Genomic DNA, 25,645 nt, shown 5'->3' on the forward strand with positions numbered 1-25,645 from the left:
TCGGATACGGGTTTTCATGCGGGCAGCCAGGACAGCCTATCCCCTGACATGGCGCATCATGGATGTGCTGGAAGGCGTTGCCGCCGCTGTCTGGCCGGCGCGGTTCAGGCGCGCAACGCCCTATCTGATGCTGCTTCCGGCGGTGCTGCTTGTCGGGCTGCTCGTGCTTGGTCTCATCCAGATCGCGGATGCCAGCCTGCGCACGCTCGACACCACCTTCCAGTTCTCCGACGACTATTCCATCGCCAATTTCCGCCGCGCGCTGATTGAGCCACTGTTCCTCGTCGTCGCGCAGCGCAGCCTCGTTGCCGCCCTGATCGTCACCGCGGTGACGCTGGTCTTCGCCTTTCCCTACGCCTATCTGATGGTGCGCACGCGTTCGCCAGGATTGCGCAAATTCCTGCTGATCGCGCTGTTCCTGCCGTTCTTCATCGGCCAGGTGGTGCGTGCCTATGGCTGGCTGATCATCCTCGGCAACCAGGGCATGGTGAACGAGGCGCTCGGCCTTGTCGGGGTGGCCCCGATGCGGCTCATCTATAACTATCCCGCCGTGCTGTTCGGCCTCGTCCAGTACATGCTGCCGTTTGCCGTACTGATGCTGGCGCCGGCGCTCACCGCGATTCCCGAAGAGCTGGAGGCAGCCGCTGGATCGCTCGGCGCGAACTGGGTTCGCACGTTCATCCACGTCGTGCTGCCACTCGCTCGTCCAGGCTTCGTCGGCGCCGGCGTGGTGGTGCTGACGCTTTCGCTCACCGATTTCGCAGTCCCTGCGATCCTTGGCGGCGGCTCGCAGGATTTCATCGCCAACGCCATCTACGACCAGTTCTTCCGCACCTCCGACCAGGGTCTCGGCGCGATGCTGGCGCTTATGCTGGTCGCGCTCGGGTCAATCCTTGTCGGCTTGGTGTTCGCGCTGTTTGGAGCCGGAACGCTCGCCATGGGGAGGTCGCGGGCGTGAGCGGCTCGCGCAGCAAATCGATTGTCCTGTGGACCCTGGTGACGATCGCCCTGGTGACGCTTTCGGCGCCGACGATCGTTGTGCTCGGCGCTTCGTTTACCGGCGGCAACATCATTACGTTTCCGCCGCATGGACTGTCGCTGCGGTGGTACGCGCGTATTTCGCAGGCCTCCGACCTGCGCAATGCTTTCCTGCGCACGCTCCAGGTCGCGACGGTCTGTACGATCGTTGCCATTCCAGTGGGCACGCTGGCGGGCATCGCGCTGGCGAAATATGCGGTGCGTTTTGAGAAGACGATCCAGATCTACCTGCTGCTGCCATTCACCATCCCGCTGATCGGATCGGGCATCGGCCTCATGCTGATCTTCGGCAACGCCGGCATTCTCGGCCAGCTCTGGCCGGTCGGCATCGCCTGCTGCGTCATCAACCTGCCCTTCATGATCTGGGCGGTCACGGCGAGCGCCACCGGGCTTGACCCGGATCTTGAACTGGCCGCCGCCAATTGCGGCGCGCCGCCGCTCCAGGTGTTCTTCTCCGTCACCTTGCCGGCGGTCATGCCAGGGGTGATCACCGGCTCGCTGCTGATGTTCATCCTGGCGCTCAACGAGTTCCTGGTCAGCCTGCTGCTCGTCGATGCCCGCATCGTGACGCTGCCGGTGCTCATCTACAACTCCATCCGCTCGATCATCACGCCGGATCTCGCCGCGATCTCCGTGGTCTTCATCGCCTGCTCGGCTGTCGCCGTTTTCCTGCTCGACAGGCTGGTCGGGCTCGACATCTTCCTGAAATCGAAATGAGGAAAGCCGGCTCGTCGGGCCGCAAAGGAAATCCTATGCCAAACGTATCATTCCACGATTTGAGACAACTCGACGCCGCCGCTCGTTCGGCATTGATGCGGCGCTCAGAGACCGATCTCTCTGGCTTTATGGAGAAGGCCGCGCCGATCATCGAGGCGGTCCGAACAGAAGGCGACGCCGCGCTCGTTCGCTTCGCCCGCGACTTTGACAAGGCAGATCTCGATGCCACGCGACTGAAGGTCAGCCCCGCCGAGTTCGACGCCGCCTTCGGCATGGTCGACGAGGACGTGATCGCCGCCATTCGCTTCGGCATCGACAACATCCGGCATTTCCACGAAGAGCAGAAACCGGAAGCGATGTGGCTCAAGGAAATGCGGCCCGGCGCCTTTGCCGGCGACCGCTTCACGCCGATCCGCTCGGTGGCGCTCTATGTCCCGCGCGGCAAAGGGGCGTTCCCTTCGGTGACGATGATGACCGCAGTGCCCGCAGTGGTGGCGGGCGTTCCGGAGCTTGCCATCGTCACGCCGCCGGCGCCCGATGGTTCGGTGGACGCAGCGACGCTGGTTGCGGCGCGCCTCGCCGGCGTCGAAACGGTCTACAAATGCGGCGGCGCGCAGGCGGTCGCCGCGGTCGCCTACGGCACAGAGACGATCACGGCCGCGCTCAAGATTGTCGGTCCAGGCAGCCCCTGGGTGGTTGCGGCCAAGCGGCTGCTTGCCGGCGTCATCGATCCTGGCCTTCCCGCCGGCCCGTCTGAAGCGATCATCCTCGCCGACGACAGCGTGCATGGCGGGCTGGCCGCGCTCGACCTCCTCATCGAGGCGGAGCACGGACCGGACTCGTCTGCCTATCTGGTGACCCACAGCCGCCGCGTGGCGGAGGAGGCACTGGCCGCGCTGCCGGAGCACTGGGCGCGCATGACCGAGCAACGGGTCGCGTTCTCCACCGCGGTCCTGACCGGCGCCTGTGGCGGCATTGTGCTGACGGCCTCGATCGAGGAGAGCTACCGCTTCATCAACGACTACGCACCGGAGCACCTGGAGATCCTCTCCACCGACCCCTTCGCGCACCTTGGCCACATCACCGAAGCTGCAGAGATCCTGATGGGACCGCACACGCCGGTCTCGATTGGCAATTTCGGGCTGGGCCCCAACGCCGTGCTGCCGACCAGTCGCTGGGCGCGTACTTGTGGACCGCTCTCGGTCACGGATTTCGTCAAGCGCTCTTCGATCGGCTACGTGACGGAAGCGGCCTATCCGGAATTCGCGCGCCATGCCCGCACACTTGCCCGCTATGAAGGCTTCTCCTCGCATGAACACGCCGTCTCCGACGTGCGCGACCGATATCTGGCGCGGTAGCGGATGATGAAGGCGGCCAGACTCCATGCGGCGGGCGATTTGCGGGTTGAGGACGTGCCATCTCCCGGCGAACCAGCGCCTGGCTGGGTGCGGCTCAAGGTGACAGCCGCCGGCATTTGCGGCTCCGACCTCCACAACTTCCGCACCGGTCAGTGGATCAGCCGCGCGCCGAGCGTCGTTGGACATGAGTTCGCTGGCGAAGTGACTGCCGTGGGGGCCGGCGTGTCCCAGTTTGCGCTCGGAGACCGGGTCGTGGCCGATTCGCGCTTCTGGTGCGGCGAGTGTCCTGCCTGCCTGGCCGGCCGGCATAATGTCTGTGCCAGACTGGGCTTTGTAGGCGAGATCTGCGACGGCGGCTTCGCGGAAGAGACGCAGCTGCCGGCGCGGCTGCTTGTGCGCCACGACCCCACGCTCGATCCCGCGATCGCCGCCATGGCGGAGCCGCTGGCGGTCGCCCTGCACGCGGTGCGGCGGCTGGCGGCGCCGGCCGCAGCGCCGGTGCTTATCGCTGGTTGCGGCCCGATCGGCGGATTGGCTGCGCTGCTCCTGTCGCGGCCAGGCGAGAGACAGGTCCTCGTCGCCGACCGCAATACGGCGCGTGCGGAGCTTGTGGCCAAGGTGAGCGGCGCGACCGTCGTCGACCTGGACGCCCTGCCCTGTGATCCCAATCTGCGCCATGCCCCCAATCTGCGCCATGCCATCGACGCGACGGGCAGCGTGGCGGTGATGGCGCGGCTGCTCGATGTTTTGGCCGGCGGCGGCACGCTGGCGCTGGTCGGCATTTCGCATGGCCGCCTCGACCTCGACCCCAACTTGCTGGTCGAGCGCGAGATCGCGCTTGTCGGCTGCCACGCCTTCGCCGACGAGCTTGCGCCGGCCGTCTCGATGCTGGGCGATCTCGCGCCCGCGCTGTCGCGCTTCGTGTCCGACGAGATCGCGATCGGCGAAATTCCCGCCGCTTACCAGCGCCTGATCGCCGGCGTGAGCGGCGGGTTGAAGACCATCGTCCGGATGGAGAGCGGACGATGATCAGGCTTACCGAAACCGCCGGGCCGCTCTACGAAAAGGTCAAGGACTACGTGCTTGGCAATATCGGCAGTGGCAACTGGCCGAAGGACCGCAGGCTGCCTTCCGAAAACGAGCTGGTCAGCACGCTCGGCGTCTCGAGGATGACGGTGCACCGGGCGCTGAGGGAACTGACCTCGGAAGGCCACCTGCTGCGTATCCAGGGCGTAGGCACCTTTGTGGCGCCGCCGAAACCGCAATCGGCCCTCATCGAAATCAGGAACATCGCCGGCGAGATCGCCGCGCGCGGCGCACGCCACAGGGCCGAGGTCATCGTCCTCGAGAAGATTCGCAACCCGGCGCTGGACCTCGTCGTCGCCTTCGAGTTCACGCGCCGCAGACCGGTCGCCCATTCGATCATCGTGCATTTCGAAGACGATGTGCCCGTCCAACTCGAGGAACGCTTTGTCAATCCGGCGCTCGCACCGGACTACCATCGGCAAGATTTCGTGGCGACCACCACTTACGACTACCTGCAGCGGGCGACGCCGCTGACGGAAGTGGAGCATGTGATCTCGGCCGTCGCCGCAGAAGAGATGGCGGCCCGCCATTTGAAGATCCGACCCGGCGACCCATGCCTGCTCCTGCATCGGCGGACCTGGTCGGGCGCGGCGGTCGCCACCGTCAACAAGCTCACCTATGTCGGCAGCCGCTATTCGCTGGGCAGCCGCTACGCGCCCTCACCCGCCGCATGAGCAGCGACAGCCCGCCAGGCAGGGCGGGCGGCGCTATCGGCCAAACGGCTGCCTTGATAGGCAATCAGCTCCGCCTGCGCCGCCTTTTTTCTTGTTGACGCCGATCAGATCATTTCGGCTCAAGCCTGGCCGCCGGTCAAATTGCACCGGAGCGGCCAGACTGATTGGCCGACCGTTCAAACCAAACCGGGGACCACGAAAACCAGCCAGGCCATGACAGGGCCGATGATGGCGATAAGCGCGCTGTAGATCAGCAACGTATTCAGCACGCCCTCGCGCTCTGCTTCCCGGGCATTGGCGACGACCAGCGCACCGTTGGTCGAAAACGGGCTGGTGTCGACGATGGTGGTGGAGATCGCGATCGCCGCAACCACACCTATGGCACTGATCTGTCCCTGCAGGAGGAAGGGCACGGCCAGTGGAATGATGGCTCCCAGCAATGCCGTGGACGAGGCGAATGCCGATACAATGGCGCCGGTGAAGCAGAGGAGGAGTGCAACCAGCAGCGGCATGCCCAGGCTTGAAATGCCTTGGGCGACGTAGTCGATCGTGCCGATCTTCTCCATGACGCCGACATAGGTGATGATGCCGGCGATCAGGAGCACCGTCGACCAGCTGACCTTGTCGATCGCTGCCTTTTGGGTCTTTGGCGAGAGGAGCGCGAGCGCGACCGCGACGGTGATCGCCACCAGGCCGACATTGAACTTGAAGACAAGTGCGCCGACCGCGAGCGCGGTTAGGCCGACTAATGTCGTCAGCCTTTCCGTAGTCAGGTCGGAAAGCGCCGACACATTTTTTGTCTGCTCCTCAAAGACGTGATGGCTGATCGGAGTAGCCGGCGTGCCGCCGTGGCCGACGATTGACTGCGTGACGCCTTCGGGGTGGAGGTCAGGCAGCGGTCCCGACGCGACCGAATACTTACGCAGCACCTTCGAGCCGCCGAAGACGAAGAATACGAGGACGGCGATGGCCAGATTGAAGAAGAAGCTGGAGAGAAACAGTGATGTCGGCGCGAACGGCAACCCCGCCTTTTCGACGATCTGGTTGGTAATGCCGCCATAGACGCTGATCGGCGAAAAGCCGCCCGCCTGTGCACCGTGAATAACCATCAATCCCATCATGACCGGATTGATGCGGTACTGGAACGCAAAACCCAGCGCCACCGGGGCCAGGATGGCGACCGCCGCAGGTCCAAGCGCACCGAAGCCGGTGATGACGGCCGCGACCAGGAACATGACCCAGGGAATCCACGCCACATGTCCGCGCACCAGTTTGACCGCGCCCTCGACCAGCCAATCGATAGTACCGTTGATCTGGGCGATGGCGAACAGGTAGGTAATGCCGACCAATGTCAGGAAGAGGTCGCTCGGGAAGCCAGCAAATATTTCCGCCGGCTTCATCGCCATGACGAGCGAGCCGACCAGAAAGGCGCATGCGAAGGCGAGCGCGCCCATATTGATCGGCTGCATGGTGGCGATCACGAACATGCCGATCAGCAGCGCAATCGACAGAATCTGGATGTTCATAGCTTCCTCCCTCGGGAAACGCCTTCAGGCGCCCGTTCTCATTTCCATCGGTGGTAGATCAGCCTGCGTTGGTCTCGCTCCCAAGCACCAACGCAGGGTCGTCAGCGCCTCCTAGAGCCGGATGATTTCAGGAGTCGACCTGAAATCTGAATCCGGCTCTAAATCAAAGAGATAGAGCATGATGTCGTCCGAAAACCGCTTCACACTTTTCGGCATNAATCCGGCTCTAAATCAAAGAGATAGAGCATGATGTCGTCCGAAAACCGCTTCACACTTTTCGGCATCATGCTCTAGGAGGCGGGCATGTAAAGGTTGCTGAACCGGTCGCGCAGAAGGTTCTTCTGCACCTTTCCCATGGTGTTGCGCGGAAGGTCCTCGGCGAAGATCACCCGTTTCGGCTGCTTGTAGCGCGCGAGGCGGTCGCGCAGCGCGTTCAGCACGGCCTTTTCGTCCATTGTGGCACCGGGCTTGAGCACCACGATGGCCGTCACCCCCTCGCCGAAATCCGGATGTGCAATGCCGACGACCGCACTCTCGGCGACGCCGTCGAGTTGATCGATCTCACCCTCGACTTCCTTCGGGTAGATGTTGTAGCCGCCGGAGATCACCAGGTCCTTGTCGCGGCCGACGATGTGGAGATAGCCCGCCTCATCGATCTTGCCGAGGTCGCCGCTGATGAAATAGCCGTCCTTGGTGAACTCCGCCGCGGTCTTTTCAGGCATCCGCCAATAACCCCGGAAAACGTTCGGGCCCTTGATCTCGATCATGCCGGTTTTGCCTGGTCCGAGCGTCTCGCCGGTGGCCGGATCGGTGACCCTCACCGACACGCCCGGGAGTGGGAAACCTACTGTCCCTGCCCTTCGCTCGCCGTCATAGGGGTTTGAGGTGTTCATGTTGGTTTCGGTCATGCCGTAGCGTTCGAGAATGGCGTGACCGGTGCGCTGCTCGAATGCGGCGTGCGTTTCAGCGAGCAACGGCGCCGAGCCGGAGATGAACAGCCTGATGTTGGCGACCGTCTCCCGGTTCAGGCCCTCATGCTGCAGCAACCGGACATAGAAGGTCGGCACGCCCATCATCAGCGTCGCCCGCGGCATCAGAGAAAGGATTTCCTCCGGATCGAACTTTGGCAGCAGAAACATCGAGGCGCCGGCGATGAGTGTGACATTGGTCGCCACGAAGAGCCCATGCGTGTGAAAAATCGGCAGCGCGTGGATCAGCCGGTCGGCTGCCGTCACCTGCCACCATTCGCGCAGTGCTATTGCATTGGACAAAAGGTTGTCGTGCGTCAGCATTGCGCCCTTGGAACGGCCGGTGGTTCCAGATGTGTACAGGATCGCGGCGAGATCGTCAGGCGCGCGCGCCGCGTCGAGAAAATCGTCAGACTCGTCCCGGGCCAACTCCATGAGCGACCCGGCGCCGTCCGCATCGAGCGTTTCGACAATCGCGCCGTAGCCGTGCGCGATCGTCTCGACATCAGTTCGCGACTTCGAGGAGACGATGACGAGCCGCGGTTCGGCGTCACCGATAAAATAGTCGAGTTCAGCCAGCGTATAGGCGGTATTCAGCGGCAGATAGATCGCCCCGCAGCGCACGCATGCGAGATAGAGCATCAGAGCCTGCGGGCTCTTGTCCACCTGGACCGCGACGCGGTCGCCCGGGCGAACGCCGAGCACATCAATTGCGCTGGCGATCTGTCCGGAGAGCCGCAGCGCATCTGCATAGGTCCAACGCTGACCATCAATAGTCTCGATGAAAATCGACTCGCCTGACTTAGCGGATGCTCGCATGGCGTCGAACAGATGATTGCTCATTGAACTCCTCCCAATCTGCTTATTAGGTTTTCTGCATTTCGGTGCGGCGTCGATGAACCGGGGCCGCGATATCGGTGTCGGTCGAAGCGGTTGCCGCCAGTTTTCTTACCTCCGGCGAAGCGGCTATTTCGCCATGCTGCGCCAAGGCTTCGTGGTTCGCCTCGATGTCGTCCAACTTGTAAAAGTAGTTGACCATCAAGCCGTGGGACTGCCGCATCGCCTTGGCGGAGCGATCGGCGAGGAAGTTCAGCCGTTCAAGGCGAGCGCCGTTGCCCAAATGAAAACGCGCCACAGGATCGACCGGCCGTCTGCCGGTGGCTCGTTCCCTAATGAAATAGCGTGCGGCGAGCGGGAGAAGCACCGCTTCAACGGCCTGTGCCTTCTGCGGATTGTCCGCCCAGCCCGGATCGTCCAGCAGCTCGAGCGTCTTGAGGGTCCGATCATCGAGGCTGGCATCGGCCGCCTTGCGCAGTTTTGCCAGCCAGCCAGCGAAACCCGGAACCGGCGACAGCGTCACGAAGGTCTTCAAGCCGGGCAGGTCGCGGCGCAAATCCTCCACCACCTGCTTGATCAGAAAATTCCCGAAAGAGATGCCACGCAGTCCGTCCTGGCAGTTGGAGATAGAATAGAAGACAGCGGTGGTGGCGTCCTGGGCCGTGATCGGCGAACGGTTTACATCGAGCACATCAGCGATGGCAGAGGGAATCGCCCTGGTCAGCGCAACCTCGACGAAGATCAGCGGATCGTCTGCGAGACGCGGGTGGAAGAACGCAAAGCATCTGCGGTCGGCTGGAGCTAGCCTCCGCCGCAGCTCCTCCCAGCCGGCGATTTCATGCACCGCCTCGTATTTGATGATCTTCTCCAGGATGTCAGCTGGCGTGGACCAGTCGATCGGACGCAGGGTCAGAAAACCGCGGTTGAACCATGAGCCGAACAGGTGGGCGAAGTCGGCATCGACAGCGCGAAACGGTTCCGTCGCATCCTTCATGGCCAATAGGCGTTCGCGCATCTCCACCAGCCTTGCCGTGCCTTTGGGGGCCAGGTTCAGTCTGCGCACCAGTTCCTGGCGACGCGGCTCGGCGGCCTGGTGCAGTTCGATGACGGCGTCCGAGCTCCTGTCGCTGCGGTAGCGCTCGATGGCTTTGTCAAGCTTGGCGATGTCTGGGCCGAACTGTTCGTGCAGCATACGCGCGAAGTCTTGCTGACCGGCCGCGTCCAGTTGGGCCCAGCGCTGAAGGACCTCGGCGGCCAATGCCATGCCCGAGGCCTCGCCCCGGCTGGACAACAGCATGTCGCAGAGTGTTTCGATATTCGTCTCGGCTTGGACCGGTTCGCTGCGCGCCCCTGCCGCAACCAGCCTGCGGCCGCGATCGGTAATGCTTTGCACCATATCGCTAAAGAACGAGATGCCTGCCATGTCGGAGTCCCTCCTGGCAAAAAAATCGAAATCGGCGCAAGCAGACCCGCCGCGCGGCCTCGACGCGTGCCGGGTGCTCGGATGCGTCCACCCATTTGTGTGCGACTTGCCTTTTGTGGTATTGTTCTTAAACGTTCTTGTACGCAAAGTCAATGTTCTTGCATACAAGATTTATCATGCTGCATTGGAAGGCCCAGAAAATGTCGGAGAATGTCGTTCAGCGCCTACGTGACGAGATTGAAAACGGCATAATCTCGAACGACTTCGCCCCCGGTGCACGACTGGACGAGGTGCAATTGGCAACACGCTTCGGCGTGTCGAGGACGCCGGTGCGCGAGGCGCTGATGCAGTTGAACGCAATCGGGCTGGTGGAGATCCGGCCGCGCCGGGGTGCCGTGGTGATCGATCCGGGACCGCACCGCATTTTCGAAATGTTCGAGGTGATGGCGGAACTTGAAGGCTTGGCCGGTTCGCTGGCCGCGCGACGGTTCACCGATGCCGATCGCACCACGATCCTGGCCGCGCATGCAGATTGCGAGCGTTCGTCTTCGGCCGGCAACAGCGACGCCTATTATTACGATAACGAGCGCTTTCACAAAGCTATCTACACTGCCAGCCACAGCGGTTTTCTGGCCGAGCAGTGCGTCGCACTGCATCGCCGTCTGCAGCCCTACAGGCGTCTCCAACTGCGCGTGCGCAACCGCGTTGCCACGTCGTTCGCCGAGCATGGCGCGATCGTGGAAGCAATCCTCGCTGGCGACGCGGAGCAGGCGCGCACGCTCCTGCGGCAGCATGTCAGCATCCAGGGCGAACGCTTCAGCGATCTTGTAGCGACGCTGGCGAGCAGATAGTCCGTCACAAGTCGAGCCTCTCGCCTTTCACCGTCGCCTCAATGAAGCCAAGCCGCATGCCGAGGCCGGCATGACAGCGGGCGTGCATCTGAGCAAGCGGGCGTTCCGGTTATCGGAAATCCCGTGTAGCAGCCGCCTGCTACCAGCAAAGCAAATTTTGGCGCTATCTTGATATGAATGGCGAACTTCGCCGAGGCGGTATAGGGTTCACCGCAAAAGAAGAATTGAGCCGTAGAAACGGCGACGCGGAGCGAATCTGGGAGGATTCATGGTCGAGATTATCTCCAAGCGGGATGGCCCGCGGCGCGAGGACGCACAAGTCAAAAGACTGATCGAGCAGAACCGCTCGACCATCGTCCGCCTTGCCGACCAGATCAGCGGTGGCGGCTATTCAGCTTCCAGGAAGCCACGACAGCAACCAAAGGCGGAAGGCCTGATCATCCATGTTGGCGGCGGCGCGGCACCGGTTGCCGAGGCCAAGCCGTCCATCCAAGTCACCATGAACGGCCGCGTCATTTCGAAGGATCGGAACACCGGCCGTCAACTTCATCATATCGGCGATATCCGCGACCGCGGCGGGGACCAGATCTTCGTTCTGGCGACGAAGCAGAATGGCTTCTTCTCGCCGGTCGACGAAACCGTCGCCGAAGCGCTTGCCGAGTTGGACGGATCCCGCCTCGCTGCCACCTATACCGAAGAACAGCTTGCCTTCGACATCGGCGCGAAACTCGGCATCAACTGATCAGGCTAACGCCTGGGCGTGCTTCTTCACGTCCAACTCGCGGCAGCCTACGAACGCGACAGCATACAGAAATGGCATGCCTCAAAGGTTCTGTGATGACTGAATGAAACGCGAGATAGCCCCCAATCAGATGAAGATCGATGCCCTTCCGGCCCGTAGGTCGCTGGCCACCGGCCAAATGGCTCTGAGCAACATCGACTATGACGAGCATGCCACCATGCGCGCCTGGGAAAGTTTCCTGGCTGACGAGCCCAAATGCGCCGGCGATGCTGTCCACCCAAGCCACGTCCGCTCCCTCATTCACGATTCCTGGTATCGCAGTGCCACCGGCGGCATCAACGCTCAAGGCATTGAAGCGCCGCTGAGCAGTGATCGCGACGAAATCGAATATCTTACCCGGGCCAATGCAGAACTGCTTTCGGCGGCGCGGCGGTCGTTCGCGTCGCTTGGCCAGTTACTGGACGGGACCGGCGCGATGCTGGTTCTGGCCGACAGCGACGGCGTGCTGATCGACGCCATCGGCGACAAGAAGACGCTGCATGACGGCATGGATATCCACTTGGCCATCGGCGGCAAATGGAACGAGGATGCCGTCGGGACGAACGGCATCGGTACGGCGCTGTGGACCGGCGAGCCGACTTTCGTGCATGCGGCCGAGCATTTCTGTGCCGGCATCAAATCCTGGACCTGCGCCGGCGCGCCGATTCGCGACCCGCTGGACGGCAAGATCATCGGTGTGGTCGACCTGTCAGGCTATTCGCCGATCTTCAGGCCGCACAACACCGCGCTCGTCGCCGCGACAGCCCGGCAGATCGAAAAGGCATTGGCCGAACAGCAGCAGGAACAGCGCACGCGCCTGCTCGAAGCTTTCATTTCATCGGCTCCCGGCTACCGCCGAAAGGACGGGCTGGTAATCGTCGACCACCGCGGTCGTGCCATCTTCTGCAACAATGTGCCTGATGGCGAGGCCACTGAGATGATGGACGGCCCGATGGAGCCAGGTCGTGGCCGCTGGCTGATGAACCTTCCGTCCTCCGGCTCCGAAGCCGACCTTGCCAGGGCGCTGCCGGCCCATCTGCGATCCTGCCATATCACCCCGCTCAAGCTCGATGGCGACCTCCGCGGCGCGGCGCTGGTGTTCCCCTCCGTGCCGGCAGTCTCCAGTGCGGCGGTGGTCCACCGGGAAGTGAACAAGCATCTTCAGGATGCTGTCGCCATGATCGTCGGCGAAAGCGAAGCGCTGCATGCCGCCATCGACGTCGCCCGCCGCGTCGCCCGGTCGAGCAGCGTAACATCGCTGTTGGTCGAGGGTGAAACAGGGGTCGGGAAAGAGCTGTTTGCGCGGCTTGTCCATGCCGGCAGCCGGCGCACGGCGAACGATCCGTTCATCGCCATGAATTGCGGGGCGATCACCAGGGACCTGTTCGGCAGCGAGTTGTTCGGCCATGTCGCCGGCGCCTTTACCGGCGCCTCGCGTGAAGGCAAACCGGGGGTTTTCGAGCTCGCCCATGGCGGCGTCCTCAGTCTCGACGAGATCGGCGAATTGCCGCTCGAGATCCAGCCGTTTCTGNGCCGTTTCTGCTGCGTGTCCTGGAAGAGCGCGTGGTCAACCGCATTGGCGACAGCCGGGGCCGCCCGGTGGATGTGCGCCTGGTCGCCTCGACCAATCGCGATCTCAAGCACGAAATTGCCGCAGGCCGATTCCGCCGCGATCTCTACTATCGAATTGGCGCGGTTTCGATCACTGTTCCACCGCTGCGCGAGCGTGGCGAGGATGTGCTGCTGCTGGTCGAACATTTCAACCGGCAGATCGCCACCGCAGCGGGCGAGGACCCGCTGGAATTTTCCCAAGAAGCGCTCGATGCCCTGCTCGCCTATCAATGGCCGGGCAATGTACGCGAACTGAGGAACCTCATCGGGCGGTTGCATGTCCTGGCGCGGGGCCGAGATATCGGGCTCCACGATCTCCCCGGTGAAATCGCGGCGCCCAGCGCCACGTCCGATGATGGCAAGACCCTGTCGGCCGAGTCGCCAGGAGGCACACTCGTCGAGGCGGAACGCCAGGCGATGAAGAACGCATTGGCAGCCGAGGGCGGCAATCTCAGTCGGGTCGCGCGGCGGCTCGGTATTTCCCGGCCGACGCTCTATCGCAAACTCGACCAATACGGCATCCGCCGCGGTTTCCTCTAGGATCAGAACCCGTCACCGGCACAAAAGCGCCGCGCGGCATTCGCGCCACTGGCTGGGGAAAGTCATGCCAATGGTCAGCGAAATTACCACAGCAGCGCCGATCTTGGTTATGACGCTTGGACCCTTTCTCTCCGTCTAGATGTGACCGGACACCGCGTCCGCGCGAAATCCGGTCCATACATTTCAGGGCACGATGACTCCGCGACCGGTGAACCGACGGTTCTTGAAATCGTCGAGCGCGGTGTTGATGCTGGCAAGGTTGTATTCGGTGTAGTGCATCTTCACCTTGCCGTCGGCGTTGAGCTCCATCAGTTCGACAAGCTCGATGAAATTGCCGACCAGGCTGCCGCCGATGTTGATCTCCTCGATGACGAGATGGGCGGTCGGCACATTGATATTGCCGCCATAGCCGACGACGAACAGTTGCCCGCCCTTGCGCACCATCTTCCAGCAGATGTTTTCGACGCCGAGCTCGCCGACGAAATCGATGACCACATGGGCGCCTCCGCCGGTGATCTGGCTGACCTCCTCGATGACGTTCGGTCCGCCATCGAGGACGAAGTCGGCGCCGAGATCCTTGGCCAGCACCTGTGCTGCCGGCTCGCGATCGACGGCGATGATGCGGCAGCCCGAGATCGCGTGCAGCGATTGCAGCGCGATGTGGCCGAGCCCGCCTATGCCGAGCAGCACACAATAGCTCCCTGGTCGCAGCAGTTTGGCGGCGCGCTTGGCGGCGCGATAAGCGGTGATGCCGGCGTCGGCAAGCGGCGCCACCTCGATCGGCGTGACGTTGGCGTTCAGCTTGATCAACGAACGCTCGCTGGTGATGAAATACTCCGCGAAACCGCCATTCATGCCGAGGCCCGGAAATTGGCCGTTATCGCAGTACATATCCTCGCCGTGGCGGCAGTTGAGGCAGATGCCGCACGAGCGGAAGGGGTGGCAGATCACGGCGTCACCGCGCTTGACCGACCTGACGCCGCTGCCGACCTCCTCGACCCAGCCTGCATTTTCATGGCCCATGATGTAAGGCAGCAGCGTCCCCTCTGGATCCATGGTCGGCTTCCACACACCCTCGATGATGTGGAGGTCGGTGCGGCAGAGGCCGGCGGCACCTACCCGCACTATGACCTCGTCGGGAGCGGTAATGGTCGGCGCCTTGACCTCCTCGACCCTGAGCTGGACGTTCATATGCGGGTCGTATTCGTACAGTCTGGCAGCTTTCATCGTCGTATCCTTTCAACGTCGAGATTGTTCGGATTGCTTCAGGCACGGCCGAGCTTTTCAGAACCGCCACCGCGAGCCGGTCCGGCCGTCGGGTCCTCGTCCTCGGCGAGATGGCCGATCAGCGTTTCGGTGGTCAGGATCAGCGTCGCGACCGAAGCTGCGTTGGCGAATGCTGTGTAGGTGACGCGGACCGGATCAATGATCCCTGCCTCGAACATGTTCTGGTAGCTGCCGGCAGACGCGTTGTAGCCGTAGCCGCCGTTGATGCGCGTGACTTCCGCCACGACCGCTTCGGGATCGGCGCCGGCATTGACGGCTATGCGCCAGAGCGGCCGCGACAGCACCGATCGCACCAGGCGCACGCCTTCGGCGACATCGCCGTCGACGTCTGCCGCCACCTTGTCGAGCAGCGGCGCGATCTGGGCAAGCGCCGAGCCACCTCCGGCGACCACGCCCTCTTCGGATGCGGCGCGCACCGCATTCAGCGAATCCTCGATGAGCTGAATGGTTCGCTTTTGCTCGACCGGCGTGACACCGCCGGCATAGAGAATCGCGGTGCCGCCAGAAAGCTTGGCCAGGCGTTCGCGCAACTTGTCCTGATCGATATTCGGCGGCGAAGCTTCATACTGCCGCTGCACCTGAGCGCGACGCGACGCGATTGCCGCGTGGTCGCCGCCGCCGCGGATGATCGAGGTGTAGGACGAACTGGTCTTCACCCGGTCAGCCGTTCCGAGATCGTCGGCGGTGATGTCCTCCAGCCGACCGCCGAGGTCGCGCGCGATCACCTTGCCGCCGGTGATGATCGCCAGATCCTCCATCATCGCCTTGCGCCAATGGCCATATTCCGGCGGATGGACAACGAGGTATTTTCCAGGTCCTTGCTTGCCGAGCAGCGTTACCACGACTTCCGGCGACATTTCCTCGGACACGATCAGCAGCGGCCGACCATCCTCGGCGGCAATGCGGCGAGCCGCATCCAGCGCCTCGGGCTGCTTGATCTTGAGATCGGTCATCAGGATGTACGGCCGTTCGAGAACAGCCTCCATCTTCTCCTGGTCAGTCACCATGTGATGAGAGAGATAGCCGCGGTCGAAGGACATGCCCTCGACCACATCGAGCGTGGTCTCGGTGGTGACGCTGAAGTCCGTGGTGATGACGCCTTCGGCCCCCACCCGCTGGTGGGCTTCCGCCACCAGTGCGCCAAGCTTGGCATTGGTCGCCGCAATGTTGGCGACCGAGGCGAGAATGCCGTTGCCCTTAGCCGGTTTGGCCGAAGCCTTGAGCGCCGCCACCACCGCTGTCACGGCAAGGTCGATACCCTTGCACAGATCGACGGATTTCACGCCGCGTTCATTCGCCTCCACACCGCCCTGGATGAGAGCGTTGGCGAGCACGATGGCAGTCGTGGTACCGTCGCCGGCGACCTCGTTGGTTTGCATCGACACTTCGCGAACGACCTGCGCGCCCATGTTTTCGAAACGGTCGTGCAATTCGATCTCGGAGGCGATGCTGACGCCGTCACGGGTCACCATCGGCGTGCCGATCGGCCGATCGATCATCGCGTTCATGCCTTTGGGGCCGAGCGTCGGCTCGACGGCAGCGGCCAGCCGGAAGACGCCACGGGCGAGAGCACGACGGGCGTCGGAGTTGTGAAGCATTATTTTGGGCATGATTCCTCCTTCCGCCTTACGGGCGGGTTGTTGGTTAGGGGCCTCGTGCAAGGGAGGCCGTTGTTTTCGGCTCTACTTCAGGCGGTCGGCGCGGCTCGTGCCGGCACGCGATCCATGATGAAATCGACCAGTGTCGGTTCGCCGTCGACCACATACAGTTCCTTGTATCTGGTCTGCTTGAGCCCACGGCAAAGCGCGCCGTTGAACTCCATATTGACGCGCACACCGCGCAGTTCAGCGAGATGGGCGCCGAGTGCGGCAGTCTGTATGCGTTGCCCTTCCCAGGTCACGAAGACAGGATCATCCGCCCGGCGGCCGGGAAAACGCTCGATCAGAGCCGCCCGGTATCTCGGCTTCTGTTTGGCCGCTTCGCCCGCCTCGAGCCGCGCGACGTCGTATGCCGGCAGGTCCATGCCGAGGATTTCCCGATCCGTCAGACCATGCTGCCGAAGGCCCCGCAAAACCGCCTCCTGGCGCCGCTTGAATGCCTTCATCCTGAAGGTTTCGCGCAAGGCGCCGAGATCCTGATCCTCGGCAAGTTCAGCGAAAATATCGCCGAATGTCTTGCCGGCTGCCATGCCGCGATTGACCTCTTCCGCGAACATGTGGTCGTGCAGCTTGACGCGATAGGCCGGCGACCATGAGAGTTGGTCGAGCGCCTTGCGGACGCCGTCCAGCATCAGGAACGCGAAGTTGGGCGAGCACCAGTAGGTCGGCAGGCGGAAATCTATCTCCACGCTGCCATCGCCCGTCATCACGGCTCGCTCGACGAAGCCCATCTCGGTAATCGGTTCGTCGAGTTCGGGGTCATTGACCTCACCAAGGCACCGCCAGAGCTCCTTCTCGCGGTTGCCGGAAACGCTGGCGGCGGTTGCCATGGCCCCTACTCCGCCGCGATGCTGAAGGGCGAACTGGCGAGCGCCTTCTTCTTGGCTGCGATGTCGATGTTGTAGAGACGCGCGGCATTAAGACCGAGGATCTTCTCCTTGATCTCGTCGGTCAGTTGCACGCCGCGTTCTGCGGCGATGTCGTCGGGGATCTGGTAGGCCCAGAATTTCTCGACCAGCCAGCGTGGCGTCCAGATCGCGTAGTCGGAACCGAACAGGATTTTCTCCGGCCCGATCCAGAACAGCAGTTCGGCGATGACCTCGCCGAAATAGCGCGGGCGGGAATGGATGAAGGGCAGCGCTACCGCAAGCCCGCCATAGACGTTGGTTTCCTGGGTCGCGATCCAGCAGAAATCGTCAAGACGCGGCAGGCCGCAATGCTCGATGACCCAGTTGAGGCCCTGGAAATCCGTCGCCGCATGATCGACGTCATGCACGTCGAACGCATCCTTCGAGAGCGGCAGGATCGTCGGGCCCTTGTGGACGTGAATGTTCCTGATGCCAAGCTTGTCGCAGAGTTCGAAGCATTTGTAGGCATCGGGATCGGTGAGCTTCCAGCCCTTGGAGGCGCCGTTCCATTCGGCCGTGTACATCTTCACGCCCTTGACGTCGTAGGTCTCCTTGAGGAAATGGATGTACTCAAGCGCCTTCTCACCGTCCCGCGGATCGAAGGCGCCGTTGACGATGAAACGCTCCGGATAACGCTTGGCCACCTCGGCGTTGCGCTCGATCGTGTTGAAGCCGTTCTTGTAGAAGTCCTTGAGATAGGTCGACTGGACGATCGCCATGTCATCTGGACCGTCGATGAACAGGTCGCGATAGAGATCGTCGGCACTGTATTTCTCGAACTTGCTCTTCTCCCACAGCTGGTCCTTGGGGCTCATCCCCGTGTGATAGGCGTAGAAGCAATCGATAAACTGCTTGCCGTGAATATTCTTCTGGTTTTCCGGGCTGCCGTCCCAGAAATGGGTGTGGCCGTCGACCACGAAAATATCCTTGCCTTCCGGTGTCCTAAACATTCTTTCCTCCGCAAGATGCGTGTTGATCGGTTCGGCGTGCCGCAACCAGCCGGCACGCCTGATTTTTTGCTGGCTATTCGATGTATTCGAACATCTCGTCCATGTTGCCGAACAGGATCACGGTGTTGTCGTCGATGCGCACCATCCGCCCGTAGTGGGTCGAGCTGTTGACCTCGAACGTTTCCGCCGTCATCTCGCGGCCGAGATATTCGCTGATCTCGTCCATTTTGAAGATCAGTTTGCCGGTGCCGTCGATCCGGATCATCGCCGGTTGGTAGGTTACGGTCACGTTCGGCTTCAGGCCCATGAATTCAGCGATGGCCCTGGCTTCCACCGAGTCGTTCATGGTGACGCCGCACTGATGCGAAATCGTCTGTTCGAAGGTGATGTCCTTCATCGCCCTGAAGATGTTGGATTGCGATGCGTCGCGTGCTGCAGTTGACATGACGGTTTCTCCCTGTGTCAGCGCTTGAGGCCAAGTTCGCGGAGTATCTGACCAATCCGTTCCTCGGATTTGGCACGGACATCCGCAAATGCGACCGGCTTGGAATGCGGCATCGACCAGATCGGCTGCAGGCCGGTGGCTGCCTTGTCGGCGAGCGCGCCGTGTTTCTCGACCCAGCCCTGGAAGAGCTTCTTGTTCGCCGCGCCGTGCTTCTCGTCGTTGGCGAGCATGTGCATGAGGTCGATCGTGTTGGCGAGGTTGCGTTCGTAGTCGGCCTCGGCGGCCGAGATCACCGCAGGCGTTATGAAGTCGTGGTTGGCGGCGGCGATCTGCATCAGGAAGCCTGAGCGGAATGCTTCCCCGACCAGCGGCTCGAAGACGATGTTGATGGCGAAATACTGTTCGAGATAGTCGGTCGCGCCCATGATGGTTTCGACCGCCTCGCGGGTACCTTGCCAGTTGTTGTCCTCGAGCCAGGCCTTCTTGCCAAGTTCGTCGTCCCAGCCGGGAAGGTCCATGCCGATCTCGGCAAGGTAGAGCGTGATGTCCTGGGCAAGCCGAAGCTTGTAGGACGAGTTGGTCAGCGTCGCGTTGTTGATCATCTGGGTGTAGCCGTAGCGCTGCGCCTGCATCAGCGAGGTGCCGAGCCCGAATTCGGAGTGCTTCCAGGCGCCGAGCTGCGTCTGCAGAATCTTGACCCAGGCCTTGTCGAAGGTCTTGGGCGCCCCCGACTTGCGGGCGTTGTTGATGACGCTCTGCACCATCGTCTCGATTTTCGACTGGCGCTGGTAGTGCGTGCGTTCCCACTCCTGATCGGGGGCGCGAAAGGCATGCCAGTTGGAACTCTGCGCAGCAGTGTTCTGCTTGACATAAGCGCCCTTGCCGTCGGCAAAGGAGATGATCCAGTCCTGGATCAAGTAACGCTCCGGGTCAGGCTGCACGTCGACCGTCATGTCTTCGTAGTGCGTGGCGCGCTGGCCCTTCGGGTCGAAATACCGGTACTTCCGGCTGTCGGAATCGGCAAAGATCGCCGCGCCGGCGGCTCCGGATCCGACTGAACTCGAGATAGCTGGCATAGTCTTCACTCCCTTGTTGCAGTTATGGTTGCAGTTGCGTGGCCGTCCCCACAGTGGGTCGGCGTAGCACCTGTCGATGTGGTGAACTTGTCGAAGAAGATCCGTTCAGTCTCGAACCCGTTCATGAATAGAACCGGCTGAAGCGCATCGATCATCGGTGGCGGGCCACATGCATGGACATCGCCCTGCCCGTCGACCGCAAGTTGCTTGAGCTTGGCGTCGACACTCTGGTGTACGAAACCGCGTTCGCCTTCCCATTCGGCGTCATCAGTCGCGTGCGACAGCACGGGAATGAAAGTGACATCCGAATGCTGGCCGATCAGCTCGGCGATCCTGTCGAGATAGAACAGGTCGTTGCGGGTCCTGGCACCGTAGAAGAAATAGACCGGACGTTTCTCGCCGCTCTTCAGATGGTCGTTGAGGATCGACCAGATCGGCGACATGCCCGAGCCGGCGCCGACCAGGACTAGGGGTCCTTGCCGTTCTTCGCGACGGAAACAGGTTCCGTAGGGTCCGACGACGGTGACTTCGGCTCCAACCTTGATTCCTCCGGAATCGAGTTCTCCAGAGAACTTTCCCTCAGGGTATTTTTTGATGATGAAGCAGAGTTTTTCGGTTTGGTCCGGCGTATTTGCCATGGAGAACGAGCGCGTAATCGTCTCCCCTTTTTCCGTGGTAACCGTGATGTCGACATATTGCCCCGCCCAGAACTTTATCGGCGAGCCGAGTTCGATCTCGATGCCGCGAATGTCGTGGGTCAGGTGCTCGATCAGAGCAATCCGGCCGTTGAACGTCTTCACGGCGATCGCTTTCGCCAAAATCTCCTCGTCGTAGTTGAGAAGCTCGACTTCCAGATCGGAGTAGGCGATGCAGCGGCACAAAAGGACGTGGCCGCTCTCCTTCTCCATGTCGTTCAGCGCGAAAGTCGAGTATTTCAGCATGTCGACTTCGCCTTCGAGCAACACGCTCTTGCAGGCCGAGCATTGCCCTTCCTTGCAGCCGTGCGGCAGGGCGATGCCCTGGCGGAAAGCGGCGTTGAGTACCGTTTCGCCATTTTCGACATCAAATTCGACGCCGACCGGGCTGAGCCTGACCGTGTGGGTTTCCGACATACGGACCTCCAGTGAAAGGAAGGGGCGGGACGAACCCGCCCCCCTTTGGCCTGATCAGTTGCAGGGGGTGATCGTGAAGCCGGCCCGGTATTCCGCCAGGTGCTTCTCACGGTCCGCGGGTGACATGGCACGCAGCGCGTTGAGCGGCGACCCGAGCTTGTTGCCGCGCACGTCGTCCAGCGTCCACATCTCCTTGTCGGCGAAACGCATATGCGGCTGCGGGACCAGCGTCTTGCCGTCAGAGCGGACGAAGTTCAGGTCCTTGATGGCATCGGCCAGATCCCAGCCGTCATAGAGCGTCTCCCATTCGCGCTTGCCGCTGAAGCGGCCCATCGCGGGTGTCGGGCGGCCCTGATATTCGTCGGCGAACGCCACGGTGGCAGTCCACTTGTCGAGTTCGTGGGCGAAGGTGTGCAACTGGCCGTCGATCTCGCCGACCACCATATCCTCGCGGATCAGGCAGGGAACAAGGCAGGACCAACAGCGATGTGGATAGACGTAGCCGACGTCGCTGTTGAACAGCAGTACCTTCTCGCCCTTGTGGCTGAGCTTGGCGTACCATTTCCAGAAGTCGCCGAATTCGGCGTACCAGCCTGGATATTTGTGCTCGAACCACTCGAAGTCCTTGTCGGTCTGAGCTTCGATGCGCCAGAAATTAACCGGCCAGCCGACCGCGAAGAACTGCCCGACCTTGTGGACGTAATTCTTCTTGGTGATGCGTTCCCAGGCCGCCTGGACGTCGTCGTGATGGACCTTGATGCCGTATTTCTCGAGCGGCAGCATGTAGGTGCGGTAGTAGTCTTCATAGATCCAGCGGTGCCACATTTCCGCGTAAGACTCCTTGTTCTTGTCGCGGTTGGTGGTGCCGTATTCGATGAAGGTGCCGATGGCCGCATCGACGATCGCGTGGTTCTGCCAGAAGGCATAGCGCAGGTCGCGCTCGAGCAAGAGGTGATTTTCCGGCTCCTTGAGCGCCGCCATCAGCAGTGAGTGGCCATTACCGATATGCCGGCTCTCGTCGGACTGCACCGACAGGAAGACGGTCGGCAGCGCATAGTCGCCGTTGCGGGCGGCTTCCGAAGGCATGGCGACAAAGAGCGTGTTAGTAAAGGCGGTCTCGGCCACCACGGTCAGGTACATGCAGGCGGCAGTCATGGTGTCGCCGGTGATGAAGCCTTCAGCGAACTGCCGGCCGATGGTCGTGGCGTAGCATTTTCCGAAGGCTTCCTCGGTGATGTCGAAGCCAGCCGGATCTATGTAGTTCTCCATGTACCATTTCTTCAGGTTCATCTGGATCGTCGAGTGCCGGAACTCGTCGATCATCTGCATGGTGAAGCCGGTCCTGAGTTCCTCGCCGGGTGCGATACGAGCGACCATCGCCATCGAGCGGGCGGCGGAGATTTCCGGGAAAGGAATGATCGCCAGGAAGAGCTTCATCCACTCGACCCAGCGCGGTTCCACATTGCGGAACATGTCGCCGCGCAGCGCCGCATCCAGCGCGCCGTAGACCCGGTTGTCCTTCTCTTCCTGCATCGGGAAGTAGGACCGCAGGACCTGCTTCATCGGGTCGCGCGGCGTCTTGTTGATCTTGTAGTCCGTCGGAAACGTCATCGCTTCCTGGACGTAGGAAGGATTCCAGCCGAGATCGGCAATCTTCTTGGTTGCCTCGCCGACGGAGATTCCGCGTTGCGAGGTAATCTTGTTGAGCGTCAGAGACGTCATGGTCATAAGCCTCCACCAGGTTTGAGCCGCAGGTCCCTTGACCCCCGGCATGGAGCGGCGCACAGCACCGCTAGTGAGAGTGCGAACGGCACGACAAAGGGTTGCGCAGTCAGGCGCGACTCATGGTCCGGCCATTCAAGTGGATCGTGGCAAAGGTTCTCGAGGCGTCTGGCAGGGACCGCGGAGCCAACCGCATATGCGATGGGCGTATCGAAGCGAGGTGACCTGCTTCCTCCGTTCCTTCGTTCTTTTGGCACCGCGTCAAAAGCGCGATGGGCTTCTTGTGGAAATGTATAAAGCAAGCGCCGTGCCAACTTGAAAATGGCGCCCGTGCCTGACGCTAAAAACAAATCGCCGCCCTTTCGGCACATGAAGAGGACGGCAACTGTAACGTTCTTTTACAGTTGTAACGTACGCATGTAATATTTAATATCTATTCGCAATTGCGATATATCAAGTTAGCATTCGCTGCAAATTTGAAAAACACACATCATCTATTTTATTCTTCTCCTTTCTCTACTATTTGAGGGCGATGGCTCACGGACGGGCCTCGCACTGGAGAAAAACCGTGGCGAACGACAAAGACAGCCGGAGGCAGCCCGAGCCAATGTCCAGCCAGGCTGATGGCGTCACCGGCGATCTTGTCAGGCTGATGCCCAGTGACCTGGTCTTTGTCATGCGCTTTATGGGCGAGAGCCAACATCGCCTCCAGAGCCACTTCCAAGACTTCATCCGGGCCGAGCTTGCCGCCGGCGGCGTCACCACGGAAACGCATCCGATGATCCATCTGTTCATCGAGAACCATGCGATCCTGTTGCGCGACTTCGTGTTTTCCGGCGTTTCGCTGTCGCGGCAGTTCCGCGTCGAGGAGATCGAGCGCCTTACCGGCGATACGACATCGATGATCCGCGTCGACATCTGGGATCAGTTCAAGAGCCACATCGAAACGGCCGAAAAACAGTTCCAGTCGCAGGCCGGCACATTGCCCAAATTGCTATCGGCTTTCGAAAAACCACCCGGACCGACGGCTGGGACCAAAAATGATGGAGGATCCGATGGGGCAAACTACCAGGCGTGACATGTTGCTCGCCCGCCGGCTCGATCTTGTCGCCAACGTCTCCGCGCTGACTGCCGAGGCGCTGCGGCTCAATCAGATACGCGCCGGTATCGAGATGGATGTGCTGCGCCTGGAACTCGAAATCGGCAGGAGCGGCGCCAGCGCGCAACTGGTGCAGGATTTGCATGAGGCGGAGGAGAGAGCCGCGGCGGTCATGCAGGAAGGCGCGAGGTGCGAGCAACGCATCGCCGCCGCGGAAGCCAACGTCGAGGACGTCGACCGCAGCCTCGCGGCGAAGGTGGGTAATTGACGAAGGGAATGGTCATGAACCAGCACGCGATACAGAACCTGACCTTGTTCGACCTGCTGGCGCGAAGCTGGCGTCGCCCGTCGGCAATCGCCGACCTGCGCTTCAGCGCCGATGGCTCGGCTGTCGCATGCACCAGCGTGGACGGAACGGTCGCCATAGCCGCGGTCGCGGACCAGGAGCCGCCGGAATCGCGGATCAGGGTGAGCGGCGATCTCGGCCAGACGACGATCCGCCCGCGGGAGAAGCCACCGGCACCATTGATCGCCACCGCTGCGTTGGGGGATGGAGACGTCCCGCTCGCCAGCTATTTTTCCTTCGGCTTCCTCGTTGGAACGGCGGCTGGCGAAGCGGTGCATCTGGCCGCGGACGGCAATGTGATGGAGACGCTGGTCAAGATCGACGGGCCAGTCGTCGCCGTCGACCACAACCCCCGGACGACCATCACAGCCGTCAGCAACGGCCAGGATGTCTTCCTGGCACGCGGCCAAGGCGATGCAGTACGACTGCGACACGATGCGACACCGTCCACGGGTGCGCTTGCCTTTTCGCCAGGCGGAAGGCGCCTAGCCTGCGGCCGGGATGATGGACTATCGATCTGGGCGGTCGACGGCGACGCTACCCCGACACGCGACGTTTCTTTTTCGGCGCGCCCGGTGTCGATCCGCTGGAGTGGCGACGGCACATGGCTGGCCTGTGGGCTCGAAACAGGCGGCTTTGCCCTGGTCAGCATGACCGATGATCGCTACGGCATCGTCGCGGGTTTTCCATCGCCGGTCAGGACACTGTGCTGGAGCCGGCCGGAGCATGCGCTGTTTGCGTCGGGCGCCTTCCGGATCGCCGGCTGGTCGATGACCGCTCCGCCACTTGACGGCGACACCTCGGGCGCGCTGGAGACTGGCCGAGCCGGGCTGGTTCCGGTCGAGACAGTGGCTGCGCACCCGGAGAAAAAACTGATTGCGGCCGGCTATGCCAACGGCCGGATCACCATCGCCCAGATCGGCGCGCGAGACGAACTCCTCGTCAGGCCGCTGGGCAGCGCGGTGACCGCGCTTGCCTGGTCCGGCGACGGACGCCACCTGGCGGTGGGCGGAGTCGACGGCGCCGCCGCGATCGTCACCTTTCCCGCACAGATGTTCAAATAACAAAGGCAGGCCCGCATGCAAAAGGAGCACAAAATGCAAACCGAACCCACCCCCGAGGACGAGAGCAAGGACGAATTCTTCGAACGGCTCGCCAAGCTGTCGGAAGAAATGGTGGCCAAACACGGCAAGGATTTCAGTATGGGCGCATTGGTGCTTGCCGCCCGCTGGATTGCCGAAAACCGCGTCGGCCAGTTGAAGACCAACTAAACTCACGACCAATCAATGCGCTCGAAAAGCCAAAGCTCCGAAGGAGCTTTCAGGCGGATTCGCCGTACAGGTTTGCGCAGAGCTGGCTGTGCATGCGATTCCTTCAGATTGCGACTGGCAGTGTCCATCACGGAGCACATTGGGAGCCGGCTTGCTGGTCGGGTGCGGCGGAGCCCCCGTTACGCGCCCTCACCCAGCGGCGGACCGCCAAGAGGGCGGCGCTATCGGCCCAACGGCTGCCTTGATAGGGAAATTAGTTCTGTCTCGTCGGTCACGCCGGCCATGTAGTTGGCAATAATCCGAGACGCGAGCGCCTCACGCTGACCAGTCGATTGACCTTCAAGCTTTGAGCTGCTCGAAC

General features: G+C 61.9%; 23 protein-coding genes and 2 pseudogenes. 14 read left to right on the forward strand and 11 right to left on the reverse strand.

Features of this window, described 5'->3' with window-relative positions:
- The first annotated feature begins 16 nt into the window (after positions 1 to 16).
- The 5 genes from X738_RS59750 to hutC are packed head-to-tail and all read left to right on the forward strand — an operon-like array spanning position 17 to position 4,873.
- Entirely contained in the window at positions 17 to 958 is a 942-nt protein-coding gene (locus X738_RS59750; RefSeq protein ID WP_031255120.1) for an ABC transporter permease, read from the forward strand.
- Positions 955 to 1,755 (forward strand): ABC transporter permease, encoded by an 801-nt coding sequence (locus X738_RS59755; protein WP_023799634.1) that lies wholly within the window; start codon positions 955 to 957, stop codon positions 1,753 to 1,755. The genes X738_RS59750 and X738_RS59755 overlap by 4 nt, the downstream gene beginning before the upstream one ends.
- 35 nt (positions 1,756 to 1,790) lie before the next feature.
- Positions 1,791 to 3,113: a histidinol dehydrogenase gene (gene hisD, locus X738_RS59760; protein ID WP_031255121.1), complete on the forward strand. Its 1,323-nt coding sequence runs from the start codon at positions 1,791 to 1,793 to the stop codon at positions 3,111 to 3,113.
- Positions 3,114 to 3,119: 6 nt separating this feature from the next.
- Positions 3,120 to 4,142 carry a zinc-dependent alcohol dehydrogenase gene (locus X738_RS59765; protein WP_031255122.1) on the forward strand — a complete coding sequence of 341 codons (1,023 nt, stop codon included), beginning with the start codon at positions 3,120 to 3,122 and terminating at the stop codon, positions 4,140 to 4,142.
- Positions 4,139 to 4,873 carry a histidine utilization repressor gene (gene hutC, locus X738_RS59770; RefSeq protein WP_023799637.1) on the forward strand — a complete coding sequence of 245 codons (735 nt, stop codon included), beginning with the start codon at positions 4,139 to 4,141 and terminating at the stop codon, positions 4,871 to 4,873. Before X738_RS59765 ends, hutC begins: the two co-directional genes overlap by 4 nt.
- 176 nt (positions 4,874 to 5,049) lie before the next feature.
- Here the strand turns inward: hutC and X738_RS59775 are convergent, their stop codons facing one another.
- From X738_RS59775 to X738_RS59785, 3 genes are all read right to left on the reverse strand, one after another.
- Positions 5,050 to 6,399: an SLC13 family permease gene (locus tag X738_RS59775; RefSeq protein WP_023799638.1), complete on the reverse strand. Its 1,350-nt coding sequence runs from the start codon at positions 6,397 to 6,399 to the stop codon at positions 5,050 to 5,052.
- A gap of 290 nt (positions 6,400 to 6,689) precedes the next feature.
- Positions 6,690 to 8,210, reverse strand: coding sequence for a malonate--CoA ligase (locus tag X738_RS59780; RefSeq protein ID WP_023799639.1), 1,521 nt, complete (start codon positions 8,208 to 8,210; stop codon positions 6,690 to 6,692).
- 22 nt (positions 8,211 to 8,232) lie between these two features.
- Complete coding sequence (locus X738_RS59785; RefSeq protein ID WP_023799640.1) at positions 8,233 to 9,627, reverse strand: malonyl-CoA decarboxylase; 1,395 nt, start codon at positions 9,625 to 9,627, stop codon at positions 8,233 to 8,235.
- Positions 9,628 to 9,827: 200 nt separating this feature from the next.
- Here X738_RS59785 and X738_RS59790 point away from each other — a divergent pair, with 200 nt between their 5' ends.
- The 5 genes and pseudogenes from X738_RS59790 to X738_RS87080 all read left to right on the forward strand — a co-directional run bounded on the left by X738_RS59790 (position 9,828) and on the right by X738_RS87080 (position 13,410).
- On the forward strand, positions 9,828 to 10,478 hold the full coding sequence (locus tag X738_RS59790) for a GntR family transcriptional regulator (protein WP_031255123.1): 651 nt from the start codon (positions 9,828 to 9,830) through the stop codon (positions 10,476 to 10,478).
- A gap of 268 nt (positions 10,479 to 10,746) precedes the next feature.
- Positions 10,747 to 11,220, forward strand: coding sequence for a hypothetical protein (locus tag X738_RS59795; RefSeq protein WP_023799642.1), 474 nt, complete (start codon positions 10,747 to 10,749; stop codon positions 11,218 to 11,220).
- Between the two features lie 217 nt (positions 11,221 to 11,437).
- A pseudogene (locus X738_RS59800) lies at positions 11,438 to 12,727 on the forward strand (sigma-54-dependent Fis family transcriptional regulator); the annotation flags it as partial.
- Between the two features lie 131 nt (positions 12,728 to 12,858).
- A pseudogene (locus X738_RS88375) lies at positions 12,859 to 12,918 on the forward strand (hypothetical protein); the annotation flags it as partial.
- 78 nt (positions 12,919 to 12,996) lie between these two features.
- On the forward strand, positions 12,997 to 13,410 hold the full coding sequence (locus X738_RS87080; protein WP_245277685.1) for a helix-turn-helix domain-containing protein: 414 nt from the start codon (positions 12,997 to 12,999) through the stop codon (positions 13,408 to 13,410).
- 183 nt (positions 13,411 to 13,593) lie between these two features.
- Here the strand turns inward: X738_RS87080 and X738_RS59805 are convergent, their stop codons facing one another.
- From X738_RS59805 to X738_RS59840, 8 genes are all read right to left on the reverse strand, one after another.
- Positions 13,594 to 14,637: an NAD(P)-dependent alcohol dehydrogenase gene (locus X738_RS59805; protein WP_023799645.1), complete on the reverse strand. Its 1,044-nt coding sequence runs from the start codon at positions 14,635 to 14,637 to the stop codon at positions 13,594 to 13,596.
- Positions 14,638 to 14,675: 38 nt separating this feature from the next.
- Complete coding sequence (locus X738_RS59810; RefSeq protein ID WP_031255124.1) at positions 14,676 to 16,307, reverse strand: molecular chaperone GroEL; 1,632 nt, start codon at positions 16,305 to 16,307, stop codon at positions 14,676 to 14,678.
- A gap of 77 nt (positions 16,308 to 16,384) precedes the next feature.
- Positions 16,385 to 17,185, reverse strand: a complete 801-nt coding sequence (locus X738_RS59815) for an iron-sulfur cluster assembly protein (protein ID WP_023799647.1) — start codon at positions 17,183 to 17,185, stop codon at positions 16,385 to 16,387.
- A 5-nt stretch (positions 17,186 to 17,190) separates the two neighbouring features.
- Positions 17,191 to 18,213, reverse strand: a complete 1,023-nt coding sequence (locus X738_RS59820; RefSeq protein WP_031255126.1) for an amidohydrolase family protein — start codon at positions 18,211 to 18,213, stop codon at positions 17,191 to 17,193.
- Between the two features lie 73 nt (positions 18,214 to 18,286).
- The gene (locus X738_RS59825; RefSeq protein WP_023799649.1) at positions 18,287 to 18,658 is read right to left on the reverse strand and encodes an MmoB/DmpM family protein; all 372 of its coding nucleotides are present in this window, start codon (positions 18,656 to 18,658) and stop codon (positions 18,287 to 18,289) included.
- Positions 18,659 to 18,675: 17 nt separating this feature from the next.
- On the reverse strand, positions 18,676 to 19,734 hold the full coding sequence (locus X738_RS59830; RefSeq protein ID WP_023799650.1) for an aromatic/alkene monooxygenase hydroxylase subunit beta: 1,059 nt from the start codon (positions 19,732 to 19,734) through the stop codon (positions 18,676 to 18,678).
- A 5-nt stretch (positions 19,735 to 19,739) separates the two neighbouring features.
- Positions 19,740 to 20,846: an NADH:ubiquinone reductase (Na(+)-transporting) subunit F gene (locus X738_RS59835; RefSeq protein ID WP_023799651.1), complete on the reverse strand. Its 1,107-nt coding sequence runs from the start codon at positions 20,844 to 20,846 to the stop codon at positions 19,740 to 19,742.
- A gap of 54 nt (positions 20,847 to 20,900) precedes the next feature.
- Entirely contained in the window at positions 20,901 to 22,574 is a 1,674-nt protein-coding gene (locus X738_RS59840; RefSeq protein ID WP_023799652.1) for an aromatic/alkene/methane monooxygenase hydroxylase/oxygenase subunit alpha, read from the reverse strand.
- A 562-nt stretch (positions 22,575 to 23,136) separates the two neighbouring features.
- On the opposite strand from X738_RS59840, the gene X738_RS59845 reads away from it, so the two are divergent.
- From X738_RS59845 to X738_RS86070, 4 genes are read left to right on the forward strand one after another with little or no spacing between them, the layout of a single operon-like run.
- The gene (locus tag X738_RS59845; RefSeq protein ID WP_023799653.1) at positions 23,137 to 23,646 is read left to right on the forward strand and encodes a hypothetical protein; all 510 of its coding nucleotides are present in this window, start codon (positions 23,137 to 23,139) and stop codon (positions 23,644 to 23,646) included.
- Position 23,647: 1 nt separating this feature from the next.
- Positions 23,648 to 23,935 carry a hypothetical protein gene (locus tag X738_RS59850; RefSeq protein ID WP_023799654.1) on the forward strand — a complete coding sequence of 96 codons (288 nt, stop codon included), beginning with the start codon at positions 23,648 to 23,650 and terminating at the stop codon, positions 23,933 to 23,935.
- Positions 23,936 to 23,949: 14 nt separating this feature from the next.
- Positions 23,950 to 25,077: a WD40 repeat domain-containing protein gene (locus tag X738_RS59855; RefSeq protein ID WP_031255131.1), complete on the forward strand. Its 1,128-nt coding sequence runs from the start codon at positions 23,950 to 23,952 to the stop codon at positions 25,075 to 25,077.
- Between the two features lie 33 nt (positions 25,078 to 25,110).
- Complete coding sequence (locus X738_RS86070; RefSeq protein ID WP_167366274.1) at positions 25,111 to 25,284, forward strand: hypothetical protein; 174 nt, start codon at positions 25,111 to 25,113, stop codon at positions 25,282 to 25,284.
- Positions 25,285 to 25,645: the final 361 nt, after the last annotated feature.

The organism is Mesorhizobium sp. L48C026A00 (genome assembly GCF_000502375.1).
In the GTDB taxonomy this organism is placed as follows: Bacteria; Pseudomonadota; Alphaproteobacteria; order Rhizobiales; family Rhizobiaceae; genus Mesorhizobium; species Mesorhizobium muleiense.